An 11,649-nucleotide genomic window follows, 5' to 3' on the forward strand; every position below is an offset into this window, starting at 1 on the left:
GCGGGGCGCAGCGGCACTTCGACAAGTATCTCACTCGCGTGCGAACCCGGCCGATTGGACAGGTACCGCGCGCGAACGGCACACCCTTTTCTCGTCTACACTGAGGCACGCGCGAACCCGACGGCAAACCCGTCGCGCCGCGCATCGCGTCCGATGCATGCCCGACCCTGATGCAAACATCATCTGCCGGAACATCGATATGCACGCCTCAACAGAAATCACCCTCGTCACCCGCCCCGCTGTTGCCGCGTCGCGGGCTGCCGCTTCGACTGTGCCATCGCGCTGCCGTGTCCCCGTGTTGCGCCAGGTGCGGCGAGCCGGCCCATCGCCTTTATCCGCTTTCACGATCTGATGCACGGCGCCGCACGTGTCGCCGACGCGTGCATCCGCCAGCCGATCGCTCCCGCCGGCGTGTCGCGCGCCGCGCGGCCACCCCGGCCCGCACGTCCGCAACGAACGGCCGTGCGACCACGATCCGACACCATCGAGAGGGCATCACCATGAGCATGCGGCCTGACCCGACGTTTCACGCTTCGCCCGAGCTTGCGATGCAGGCGCCGGCGGAAGAGTTTGCCTATACGTTGTTGCTGAGCCCCGATTTTTCCAGGCCCGACGCGCTCGCCGTGATCGACGTGAAGCCCGGCTCGTCGACCTACGGAAAAATCGTGCACACGGTCACGATGCCGAACACCGGCGACGAGTTTCACCACTTCGGCTGGAATGCCTGTTCGTCGTCGCTGTCGCCGCTCACGGGCCACGCGTTTCTCGAGCGCCGCTTCCTGATCATCCCGGGCCTGCGCTCGTCGCGCATCTACGTGATCGACACGAAGCCGCACCCGACGCAGGCGCGCATCCACAAGATCGTCGAACCCGGCGAGATCTTCGCGAAGACCGGCTACTCGCGCCCGCACACCGTGCACTGCGGCCCCGAGGGCATCTACGTGAGCACGCTTGGCGGCGCGGGCAAGGACGGCACCGACGGCGCGCCCGGCATCTTCATCATGGATTGCGAAACCTTCGACGTGCTCGGCCGCTGGGAGATCGACCGCGGCCCGCAGGACAAGCATTACGACTTCTGGTGGAACCTGCCGCGCGACTACATGGTGTCGAGCGAATGGGCGCTGCCACCGCAGTTCGAAAACGGCATCGTCCCCGAGGACCTGCTCGCGAACAAGTACGGGCACCGGCTGCATTTCTGGGACCTGCGCGCGCGGCGCAACGTGCAGACGATCGATCTCGGCGCGAATCACCAGATGGCGCTCGAGGTACGGCCCGCGCACGACCCGGTGCGCGAATACGGGTTCGTCGGCGTGGTGGTCGACACGACGAATCTCGAAGGCTCGATCTGGACCTGGTGGCGCGAAGGCGGCCAGTTCCATGTGAAGAAGACGGCGACGATCCCGGCCGAGCCGGCCGCGGTCGACGAACTGCCGCCGCTGCTCAAGGGATTCGGCGCCGTGCCGCCGCTCGTGACCGACATCGACCTGTCGCTCGACGACCGCTTCCTCTACGTGTCGTGCTGGGGCACCGGCGAGATGCGCCAGTACGACGTGTCGGATCCGCACCACCCGGTGCTCGCGGGGTCGGTGCGCATCGGCGGCATCGTGCGCCGCGCGCCGCACACGAACGGCCGCGCGTTCGCCGGCGGCCCGCAGATGGTCGAGATCAGCCGCGACGGGAAGCGCGTGTACTGGACCAACTCGCTCTATTCGACGTGGGACGACCAGTTCTACCCGGACGGCGTGCCGGCCGCGCAGGTGCTCGCGCATGTGGGGCCGGAAGGCGGGCTGACGCTCGCCGACGACTACTGGGTCGAGTTCCCCGACGGCTACCGTGCGCACCAGATCCGGCTCGAAGGCGGCGACTGCTCGACCGACTCGTTCTGCTATCCGTCGGTCAAGCGTTGAACGCCAGCCTTCACGCCCCGCTCGCGCTGTGGGCGGCCGTGCTCGCGAGCGGGGTGTATCACGGGCTCAACCCCGCGATGGGCTGGCCGCTCGCGGTGTCGAACGCGCTGATGACGCGCCGCGGCGGCGCGCTCGTCGCGGCGCTCGGCTATCTCGCGCTCGGCCATGCGCTCGCGGTCTTCACGGTGATGCTGCCGTTCGGGCTGCTCGCCGCGCTGCTCGCGTGGCAAACGGCGATCCGGATCGGCGCGAGCGCGCTCGTGATCGGCTTCGGCGCCGTGCTGCTGATCCGGCGCCGGCATCCGCGCGCGCTCGCGCGGATTCCGCCCGCCCGGCTCGGCCTGTGGTCGTTCGCGGTCGCGATTGCGCATGGCGCGGGGCTGATGCTGGTGCCGATCTACCTCGGGTTGTGCGGGCTCGACCGGGACGCCGGCCACCGCGCGGCGGCCACGCTCGTCGATGCGCATCTCGGGATGGCGCTGGTCGTCGCGGCCGTGCATGCGATCGCGATGATCGGCGCCGGCGGCGGGCTCGCTTGGCTCGTGTACCGCTATCTCGGGCTGAAATTCGTGTCGCGGAGCTGGTTCAATCTCGATGCCGTGTGGGCGTCGAGCCTGATCGTGACGGGCGCGCTGTCGCTCGGACTGGCGGCGGCGCGATAGCGCGGGTATCGATGACCTGGGGTGACGCCGCCGTACCGGCCGGCGCAGCGACACTGCACAAGAAACGCGACAGAACGGCCGGGCGGGGCGCACGCATTCGCGCATCCGGCAGCGCGCCGCAGTGTTCGCTACGTCACCCTATCGCCGCATTGCGCCGTCTGGCCGGGCCCGGCGGCCCCGATTCCGCTAAAATCGGGCCATGCGCACCACTTCCGCCCCGACCGCCTTGTCGCCTTTCGTCCACCCCGCCCGTTGCACCCGCCGCGCGCCGTGCCCGCCCGTTTCGTTCCGGATGGCCGCCCGATGAGCCGCGCCACTCCGCCGGATTTCGACGTGACCGCGTTCCGCCAGGCACTCGGCCAGTTCGCGACGGGCGTGACCGTCATCACGACACAGGCGCCGTCCGGGCAACTGATCGGCATCACCGCGAGTTCGTTCAACTCGGTGTCGCTCGATCCGCCGCTCGTGCTATGGAGCCTCGCGCACAAATCGGCATCGACGCCGGTGTTCCGCGGCAACAGCCATTACGTGGTGAACGTGCTCGCCGCGTCGCAGCTCGACCTGTGCAAGCGCTTCTCGAGCTACAAGGGCGACCGCTTCGAAGGGATCGCGCATGCGGCCGGTAACTCCGGGATGCCGGTGCTCGACGGCGCGCTCGCGTGGTTCGAGTGCCACAACCGCAGCCGCTACGACGAAGGCGATCACGTGATCTTCGTCGGCGAAGTGGAGCGTTGCGGCGTCCGCGTGCCGAACGCCGAAGCGCCGCTCGTGTTCCACGGCGGCGGCTTCCACGGCCTTACACCGCTTTGATCGCCCCCGTGCGCGCCAGCCCGACCGGCGCGCCGGCTTCATCCTTCAGCGTCTGCAGCACGATGTTCGAACGGATGTCCATCACGCCCGGCGCCTTGTAGAGCCGGTTCAGCACGAAATCCGAATAGTGCTTGAGGTTGTGCGCGAGCACGCGCAGCAGATAGTGGCTTTCGCCGGTCACGACGAACGCACCGACCACCTCCGGCCATTCGCGCAGCGCTTCCGCGAAGCGCTCGTGCCATTGATTTTCTTCGTTGCGCATCGACACCTGAACGAACGCCTCGAGTTCGAAGCCGAGCTTCTCGCGGCTCAGGCACGCGCGATAGTGCTCGATCACGCCCTGCTCCTCGAGCAGGCGCATGCGGCGCAGACAGGCGGATGGCGAAAGCGAAATCCGTTCCGCCAGATCGAGATTGCTGATTCTGCCCTCTTCCTGCAGTACCGCCAGAATCCGGCAGTCGGTGGCATCGAGCGTGATCGCGTGCATTTTTGGTCCCCGTTTTCCCTCTGAGTCGAATTATCTGCCAATCCGGCGGATTGTCCATGTTTATTTCGCAAGCACTTTCTACGAGCGTCCACCTATCATTCGAAGGATCGACTCACCGAATCGTCATGCCATGGACACCCTCTGGGACATCTCGCCGCCTGTCAGCCCCGCCACCCCCGTGTGGCCGGGCGATACGCCGGTTTCCGTCGAACGCGTGTGGCGGATGGAAGCCGGCTCGCCGGTCAACGTCGCGCGCCTGACGCTGTCGCCGCACACGGGCGCGCACTGCGACGCACCGCTGCACTACGACGCCGACGGCGCGCCGATCGGCGCCGTGCCGCTCGACACCTACCTCGGCCCGTGCCGCGTGATCCATTGCATCGGCGCATCGCCGGTCGTGCAGCCGGCCGATGTCGCGGCCGCGCTCGACGGCGTACCGCCGCGCGTGTTGCTGCGCACCTATGCGCAGGCGCCGCTCGCGCAATGGGATACCGGCTTCTGCGCGGTCGCGCCGGACACCATCGACCTGCTGGCCGCGCACGGCGTCAAGCTGATCGGCATCGATACGCCGTCGCTCGACCCGCAGGAATCGAAGACGATGGATGCGCATCACCGCGTGCGCGCGCACCGGATGGCGATCCTCGAAGGCATCGTGCTCGACGACGTGCCGCCCGGCGACTACGAACTGATCGCACTGCCGCTGAAATTCGCGACGCTCGACGCGAGCCCCGTGCGCGCGGTGCTGCGCGCGCTCCCTGCGCGTACCTCCTGATTACCCCGACTGACGACCCACATCATGATCAAGACCCGTGAAGACGCGCTCGCGCTCGACCGCGACGATCCGCTCGCCCCGCTGCGCGACCAGTTCTCCCTGCCCGACGGCGTGATCTACCTCGACGGCAACTCGCTCGGTGCGCAGCCGAGCGCGTCGGCCGCCCGCGCGCAGCAGGTAATCGGCGCCGAATGGGGCGAAGGCCTGATCCGCAGCTGGAACACGGCTGGCTGGTTCGCGCTGCCGCGCCGTCTCGGCGACAAGCTCGCGACGCTGATCGGCGGCGCCCCCGGCGAGACGGTCGTGACCGACACGATCTCGATCAACCTGTTCAAGCTGCTGTCGGCGATGGTGCGCCATCAGGCCGAGCGCGCGCCCGAGCGCCGCGTGATCGTGTCGGAACGCTCGAACTTCCCGACCGACCTGTATATCGCGCAGGGGCTGATCGAACAGCTCGGCGGCGACTACGAACTGCGCCTGATCGACGACCCGGCCGACCTGCCCGACGCACTCGGCGCGGACACGGCCGTCGCGATGATCACGCACGTGAACTACCGCACCGGCTACATGCACGACATGCCGGCCGTCACGCAGCTCGTGCACGACGCGGGTGGGCTGATGCTGTGGGATCTCGCGCACTCGGCCGGCGCGGTGCCGGTCGACCTGAACGGCGCGCGCGCAGACGGCGCGGTCGGCTGCACGTACAAGTACCTGAACGGCGGCCCCGGTTCGCCCGCCTTCGTGTGGGTGCCGCAGCGCCATCACGCGCATTTCTCGCAGCCGCTGTCCGGCTGGTGGGGCCACCGCGCACCGTTCGCGATGCAGCCGGGCTTCGCGCCCGATCCGGGCATCGCGCGCTTCCTGTGCGGCACGCAGCCGATCGTGTCGATGTCGATGGTCGAATGCGGGCTCGACGTGTTCCTGCAGACCGACATGCACGCGATCCGCCGCAAGTCGCTCGCGCTGACCGACGCGTTCATCGCGCTCGTCGAAGCGCGCTGCGCGGGCCTGTCGCTGAAGCTCGTCACGCCGCGCGCGCATCACCAGCGCGGCTCGCAGGCGAGCTTCGAACATCCGCACGGCTACGAAGTGATGCAGGCGCTGATCGCGCGCGGCGTGATCGGCGACTACCGCGAGCCGTACGTGCTGCGCTTCGGCTTCACGCCGCTCTATACGCGCTTCGCCGACGTGTGGGATGCCGTCGAGACGCTGCGCGACATCCTCGCCACCGACGCGTGGAAGGCGCCCGAGTTCGCCGAACGCGGCGCGGTGACCTGATCGGCCTCGCCCGGCGCGCGCGAGCCGCGCGCCGCGCCCCATCATTCAAAAATCTGGAGATAGTCGTGAATTCTGGTCATATGCAGCCACCCGGCAACGACGCGCCGGCGGGCTGCCCGTTCTCGGGCGCACGCGCCACGCATACGGCGCAACCGGCCCCGGCCGCGCACGAAACGTCGCACGTGCCCGGCGATGCCGGCTGGCACGACGCGCAGCTCGATTTCTCGAAGTCGATGAGCTACGGCGACTACCTGTCGCTGAATTCGATCCTGGACGCGCAGCATCCGCTGTCGCCCGATCACAACGAGATGCTGTTCATCATCCAGCATCAGACGAGCGAGCTGTGGATGAAGCTCGCGCTGTTCGAGCTGCGCGGAGCACTCGATGCGGTGCGCACCGATGCGCTGCCGCCGGCGTTCAAGATGCTCGCGCGGGTGTCGCGCATCCTCGAACAGCTCGTGCAGGCGTGGAACGTGCTGTCGACGATGACGCCGTCCGAATATTCGGCGATGCGGCCGTATCTCGGGCAGTCGTCGGGCTTCCAGTCGTACCAGTATCGGCAGCTCGAATTCCTGCTCGGCAACAAGAACGTGCAGATGCTGCAGCCGCATGCGCACCGGCCCGACATCCTCGAGCAAGTCCGTGCGACGCTCGAAGCGCCGTCGTTCTACGACGAAGTCGTGCGCCTGCTCGCGCGGCGCGGCTTCCCGATCGCGGCGGAGCGGCTCGAACGCGACTGGACGCAGCCGACCCGGCATGACGAGACGGTCGAAGCCGCGTGGCTCGAGGTGTACCGTCACCCGCAGCAGCACTGGGAGCTGTACGAGATGGCCGAGGAACTCGTCGATCTCGAGGATGCGTTCCGCCAGTGGCGCTTCCGTCACGTGACGACCGTCGAGCGCATCATCGGCTTCAAGCAAGGCACCGGCGGCACCAGCGGCGCGCCGTACCTGCGCAAGATGCTCGACGTCGTCCTGTTCCCCGAGCTCTGGCACGTGCGCACCACGCTGTAACGCACGACTCGCCCCTGGGCCCGCGCGCCGTCACGACGACGTGCGGGCCAGTTCCTCCCCTTCGCGCGGCTGCACCGCCGCGCGCGACAGTCGCGGAATATGCCGTCGCACGACGAGCAGCGCGACGCAGACCACCCCCATCGCGATCGCCAGCATCGTCAGATAGGCCGTGGCGCCGCCCGTGGTGATCACGATCGCGCCCGCGAACGCGCTGAGGATCGCGCCGAGCCGGCCGAACGCGAGCGCGCTCGCGGTGCCCGTCGCGCGCACCGCGGTCGGGTAGATGTACGCGCAGAGCGCATACATCGTCGACTGCACCGCGTTGACGAACAATCCGTGCAGGCCGAGCCCGACGATCAGCCAGCCCGTGTGGCGGCTGGCATCGACACCCATCAGCCACACCGCGCTCGCCGCGCCGCCGATGCTGCACAGCACGAGCGGCCAGCGCGACCCGGCATGCGCGATCGTCCATGCGCACAGCAGCGCGCCGATCACGCCGCCGAGGTTGTACGCGGTGAGCCCGGTACCCGCGACCGACACGCTCAGCCCGCTCGCCGCCAGCATCGTCGGCAGCCAGCTGAACGCCGCATACACGGCGAGCAAGCACATGAAGAACGCGCCCCACAGGGCGATCGTGTCGCGCGCCTGACCGCTCGCGAACAGCGCGCCGAAGCCGCCGCGGCCGCCTGCCGCGCGTGCATCTTTCAGATCGGTGAACACGGTGCCCGCCGCGACCGGCCGCTGCATCCTGGCAAGCAGCGCGCCGAGTTCCGGCCAGCGCGCAGGGCGCCGCGCGAGATAGCGCGGCGATTCGGGCAGCGCACGCACGAGCACGAAGCCGAGCACGAGCGGCAACGCACCGCCCGCGAAGAACAGCCCGCGCCAGCCATAACGCGGCAGCACCTCGTGCGCGAACAGGCCGGCCAGCATTCCGCCGAGCGGCACGCAGACGATCGTCGCGGTCACCATCATCGTGCGGCGCCGCGCGGGCGTGTATTCGGCCGTCATCGTCGTGGCCGTCGGCAATGCACCGCCGATGCCGAGCCCCGCGACGAAGCGCAGCATCGCGATCGCCGTGACGTCCGGTGCGAAGCCGATCGCGCAGGTCGCGATGCCGAACAGGAACACGCTGCCGATCACGGCCTGGCGACGGCCGAAGCGATCCGCGACGATCCCCGCGCACGCGCTGCCGATCCCCATCCCGATCAGCCCGGCCGCCACCGCCGGCGCGAACGCGCCACGTGTGATGCCCCATTCGCGGATCAACACCGGAATCGCGAAGCCGATCAGCTGGCCGTCGAAGCCGTCGAGCACGATCGCGAGCGCGGCGAGCAGCACCACGCCGCGCTGCATCGTCGTGAACGGCCCGTCGTCGAGCGTCGCGCCGATGTCGACGGACGGCGACTGCAATCCGTCGCGCGTGCTCATGCGGCCTCCCGTGCGCCGCGCTGACGCGGCAACGTGCGCGCTCGGCGCGCGGCAAGACAACGGCGTTCGATGGCTTTCATGGCGTCTCCGGTTGTCCGGGCTGCCGCACGATGGCGCGTGCCCGGATCTCGTGCTGCGCAGTCGGCCGGTGTCGACGCGTCGGCGGCGGCTCCGGTGTCTCGTCCAACCCGTCCCGATCCGGTGCCGTCGTCTGCGCGCGACGCGCCCGTATCGTCGTGCGGCGCAGGCAGCGCCGCCAGCCTGATGCTCAGTTCATCCGCGCGTCGATCAGCCTGACCAGTGCGAGCAGCGTTTCCGCATGCGGCACCGCGACGCCCGCTTCGCGCGCGGCCGCGACGACCTTGCCGCTGATCGCGTCGATTTCCGTACGACGGCCCGCGAGCACGTCCTGCAGCATCGACGGGCGATGGCCGCGATGCTCGCGGATCGCATGCTCGACGTTGCGCGCGATGCGCTCGCCGTCGACCGCGATGCCCTTCGCGCGCGCGACCGCCGCCGTCTCGGCGGCGATCGTCTGCGCGAGCCGCAGCCCGTCGTGGTGTTCGCCGAGCTGGTCGACCGTGCAACGTGTCACCGCGCACAGCGTGTTGAGCGCCGCATTGAACGCGACCTTCTCCCAGATCGCAGCCCACACGTCGTCATCGAGCGAGCACACGAGCCCCGCGCGCGACAGTGCATCGGCGACGGCGGCCGCGAACATGCGCTCCGCGCCGTCGGCCGTCATCATCTTGATGACGCCCGCACCGTGCGAATGCACGTGGCCTGGCCCGGCAAGATCGGCGGGCCAGGTCGTGACGCCGACGAGAATGCGCTCGATCAGCACGAACGCATTCAACGTCTCGACGTTGCCCAGCCCGTTCTGCAGCGTCAGCACGTACGTGTAGGGGCTCAGCAGCGCGCGCACGCCGTCCAGCGCATGGCGCGTGTGCAGCGACTTCGTGAAAACGATCAGCAGGTCGAACGGCGTGTCTGGCGATGCAGCTGCGTCCGCATTCGCGGCTTCCGGCCGCACGGCCTGCAACGTACGGATGGTGCGTTCACCACGATCGTCATCGATGCGCAGCCCGTCACGGCGGATCGCATCGAGATGCGTGTCGTTCACGTCGATCAGCGTGACGGCCTCGCCGCTTTCGGCCAGCAGCCCGCCGAACAGCGAGCCCATCGCGCCGGCGCCCAGAATCGCAATCCTCATCGTCGGCGGCCTCGTCAGAACGGATAGTGGCGCGGTGCGGTCTGCACCGTGATCCAGCGCAGGTCCGTGAACGCCGCGATGCCGGCCTTGCCACCGAAGTGGCCGAAGCCGCTGTCCTTCACGCCGCCGAACGGCATCTGTGCCTCGTCGTGCACAGTCGGGCCGTTCACGTGGCAGATGCCCGATTCGATGCGTGCCGCGACGCGCATCGCACGCGCGACGTCGCGGCTGAACACGGCCGACGACAGCCCGAACGCGTTGTCGTTCGCGCAACGGATCGCGGCCGCCTCGCCGTCGACGCGCACGATGCCCTTCACCGGGCCGAACGACTCTTCCGCATAGATGCGCATCGCCGGTGTGACATGGTCGAGCAGCGTGGCCGGGAACAGCGTGCTGTCGGCCTTGCCGCCGCACACGAGTGTCGCGCCGTGCGCGAGCGCATCGTCGATCAGCGCGTTGCAGCGCTCGACGGCCTTCAGGTCGATCAGCGAACCGAGCACGACGGGCCCGTTGCGCGGGTCGCCGAGCGGCAGCGACGCGGCCTTGTCGGCGAGCTTCGCGACGAACGCGTCGGCGATCGATGCGTCGACCACGATGCGTTCGGTCGACATGCAGATCTGCCCGGAATTCGCGAATGCGCCGAACGCGGCTGCCGCGACCGCCGCGTCGAGATCGGCATCGTCGAGCACGACGAATGGCGCCTTGCCGCCGAGTTCCAGCACCGACGGCTTCAGGTGGCGCGCGCACGCTTCGGCGACGATCCTGCCGACACGCGTCGAACCCGTGAAATTCACTCGGCGCACGGCCGGATGCGCGATCAAGGCATCGACGATGGCGCCCGCATCCTCGGGCGCGTTCGTCACGAAGTTGACGACGCCCGGCGGCAGGCCGGCCTCCTGCAGCGCCTCGACGATCAGCCCGTGCGTGACGGGACACAGCTCCGAGCCCTTCAGCACGACCGTGTTGCCGCACGCGAGCGGCAGCGCGAGCGCGCGTGTCGCGAGGATCACCGGCGCATTCCACGGCGCGATGCCGAGCACGACGCCGGCCGGCTGCCGGACGCCCATCGCGAGCGAACCGGGCACGTCGGACGGGATCAGCTCGCCGCCGACCTGCGTGGTCAGCGACGCGGCCTCGACGAGCCCGCTCGCGGCAAGGTGCACGTTGAAGCCGGCCCACAGCGCGGAGGCGCCCGTCTCCGCCGCCATCGCGGCGACGAACTGCTCGTGCTTCGCTTCGAGCGCGGCGGCCGCCTTCAGCAGCAGCGCGCGGCGTGCGCCGGGGCCGAGTGCGGCCCAGTCGGGAAACGCGCGGGCGGCCGCGTCGGCCGCCGCACGCGCGTCGTCGACGGTACACGCGGGCGCTTCGGACGCGACTTCGCCATCAAGCGGGTTGCGGCGCACGAAGGTCGCGCCACTGGATGAATGGCGGCGTTCGCCGCCGATCAGCATCGCTACGGTTTGCATGAATTCTCCGGAAAGACGCGCAGCGCGCGTCAGGCAATCTCGACTTCGACGACGACCGGCGTCGCGGCGCGCAGTGCGTCGGCCAGCGTGTCGCGCAGGTGCGCGGCAGCGGTCACGCGCACGCCGCGGCAACCCATCCCTTGCGCAAGCGCGACGAAATCCAGGTTCGGCAGATCGGTGCCCTGCACGGGGTCGTCCGGGCCGAAGCCGAACACCGGCGCGAAATCCTGCAGCGCCGCGTAACGGCGATTGTTCAGGATCACGAACGTGATCGGCAGCTTCAGTTGCGCGGCGCTCCACAAAGCCTGAATCGAATACAGGCTCGAACCGTCGCCGATCAGCCCGATCACGCGCCGGCCCGGCTGCGCGAGCGCGACGCCGACGGCGGCCGGCATCCCGTAGCCGAGCCCGCCGCTGTCCATCGTGTAGAACGTGCCGCTGTGCGTGAACGGCAGGTGTTCCTGCATCACCGGCCGCGCGCTCGGCGCTTCCTCGACGACGATGTCGTGCGCGTCGCGCACGTCGGCGAGCGTCTGCAACGCGAACGCAACCGACATGCGCTCGCCGGCGGCGGGTGGCTCGACGCGCGCACGCGGCGGCCGCGGCGCGGGCA

Annotated in this window: 11 protein-coding genes; 6 read left to right on the top strand and 5 right to left on the bottom strand. The window is 69.3% G+C overall.

Annotation, left to right across the window (positions count from 1 at the left end; genetic code table 11):
• Positions 1–500 precede the first annotated feature (500 nt).
• The 3 genes from G3N61_RS24240 to G3N61_RS24250 all read left to right on the top strand — a co-directional run bounded on the left by G3N61_RS24240 (position 501) and on the right by G3N61_RS24250 (position 3,379).
• On the top strand, positions 501–1,907 hold the full coding sequence (locus G3N61_RS24240) for a selenium-binding family protein (RefSeq protein ID WP_205823777.1): 1,407 nt from the start codon (positions 501–503) through the stop codon (positions 1,905–1,907).
• Positions 1,904–2,569: a hypothetical protein gene (locus G3N61_RS24245; RefSeq protein WP_089451182.1), complete on the top strand. Its 666-nt coding sequence runs from the start codon at positions 1,904–1,906 to the stop codon at positions 2,567–2,569. Before G3N61_RS24240 ends, G3N61_RS24245 begins: the two co-directional genes overlap by 4 nt.
• A gap of 303 nt (positions 2,570–2,872) precedes the next feature.
• Complete coding sequence (locus G3N61_RS24250; RefSeq protein ID WP_043190113.1) at positions 2,873–3,379, top strand: flavin reductase family protein; 507 nt, start codon at positions 2,873–2,875, stop codon at positions 3,377–3,379.
• Here the strand turns inward: G3N61_RS24250 and G3N61_RS24255 are convergent.
• Complete coding sequence (locus G3N61_RS24255; protein ID WP_006477992.1) at positions 3,366–3,866, bottom strand: Lrp/AsnC family transcriptional regulator; 501 nt, start codon at positions 3,864–3,866, stop codon at positions 3,366–3,368. The two genes, G3N61_RS24250 and G3N61_RS24255, sit on opposite strands and share 14 nt — an antisense overlap.
• A 130-nt stretch (positions 3,867–3,996) precedes the next feature.
• Here G3N61_RS24255 and kynB point away from each other — a divergent pair, with 130 nt between their 5' ends.
• The 3 genes from kynB to kynA all read left to right on the top strand — a co-directional run bounded on the left by kynB (position 3,997) and on the right by kynA (position 6,929).
• Positions 3,997–4,638: an arylformamidase gene (kynB, locus tag G3N61_RS24260; RefSeq protein WP_205823778.1), complete on the top strand. Its 642-nt coding sequence runs from the start codon at positions 3,997–3,999 to the stop codon at positions 4,636–4,638.
• Between the two features lie 27 nt (positions 4,639–4,665).
• Positions 4,666–5,916, top strand: coding sequence for a kynureninase (gene kynU / locus G3N61_RS24265; RefSeq protein ID WP_174918521.1), 1,251 nt, complete (start codon positions 4,666–4,668; stop codon positions 5,914–5,916).
• Positions 5,917–5,996: 80 nt separating this feature from the next.
• Positions 5,997–6,929 carry a tryptophan 2,3-dioxygenase gene (gene kynA / locus G3N61_RS24270; RefSeq protein WP_089451183.1) on the top strand — a complete coding sequence of 311 codons (933 nt, stop codon included), beginning with the start codon at positions 5,997–5,999 and terminating at the stop codon, positions 6,927–6,929.
• Positions 6,930–6,959: 30 nt separating this feature from the next.
• On the opposite strand, the gene G3N61_RS24275 is transcribed toward kynA, so the two are convergent.
• From G3N61_RS24275 to G3N61_RS24290, 4 genes are all read right to left on the bottom strand, one after another.
• Positions 6,960–8,357 carry an MFS transporter gene (locus G3N61_RS24275; RefSeq protein ID WP_205823779.1) on the bottom strand — a complete coding sequence of 466 codons (1,398 nt, stop codon included), beginning with the start codon at positions 8,355–8,357 and terminating at the stop codon, positions 6,960–6,962.
• Between the two features lie 268 nt (positions 8,358–8,625).
• Positions 8,626–9,570 (bottom strand): 2-dehydropantoate 2-reductase, encoded by a 945-nt coding sequence (locus tag G3N61_RS24280; protein WP_205823780.1) that lies wholly within the window; start codon positions 9,568–9,570, stop codon positions 8,626–8,628.
• Positions 9,571–9,584: 14 nt separating this feature from the next.
• Complete coding sequence (locus G3N61_RS24285; RefSeq protein WP_205823781.1) at positions 9,585–11,036, bottom strand: aldehyde dehydrogenase; 1,452 nt, start codon at positions 11,034–11,036, stop codon at positions 9,585–9,587.
• 29 nt (positions 11,037–11,065) lie between these two features.
• Positions 11,066–11,649: thiamine pyrophosphate-dependent enzyme (locus tag G3N61_RS24290; protein ID WP_241017886.1), on the bottom strand; the 584-nt coding region annotated here is incomplete at its 5' end.

Source organism: Burkholderia sp. Ac-20349 (genome assembly GCF_017104865.1).
GTDB classification, from domain to species: Bacteria; Pseudomonadota; Gammaproteobacteria; order Burkholderiales; family Burkholderiaceae; genus Burkholderia; species Burkholderia aenigmatica.

Coding starts and splice junctions, on each gene's coding strand:
- G3N61_RS24255 (WP_006477992.1), bottom strand. CDS start 3,866: ATGCACGCGATCACGCTCGATGCCACCGACTGCCGGATTCTGGCGGTA.
- kynB (WP_205823778.1), top strand. CDS start 3,997: ATGGACACCCTCTGGGACATCTCGCCGCCTGTCAGCCCCGCCACCCCC.
- G3N61_RS24280 (WP_205823780.1), bottom strand. CDS start 9,570: ATGAGGATTGCGATTCTGGGCGCCGGCGCGATGGGCTCGCTGTTCGGC.
- G3N61_RS24285 (WP_205823781.1), bottom strand. CDS start 11,036: ATGCAAACCGTAGCGATGCTGATCGGCGGCGAACGCCGCCATTCATCC.
- G3N61_RS24250 (WP_043190113.1), top strand. CDS start 2,873: ATGAGCCGCGCCACTCCGCCGGATTTCGACGTGACCGCGTTCCGCCAG.
- G3N61_RS24275 (WP_205823779.1), bottom strand. CDS start 8,357: ATGAGCACGCGCGACGGATTGCAGTCGCCGTCCGTCGACATCGGCGCG.
- kynA (WP_089451183.1), top strand. CDS start 5,997: ATGCAGCCACCCGGCAACGACGCGCCGGCGGGCTGCCCGTTCTCGGGC.
- G3N61_RS24240 (WP_205823777.1), top strand. CDS start 501: ATGAGCATGCGGCCTGACCCGACGTTTCACGCTTCGCCCGAGCTTGCG.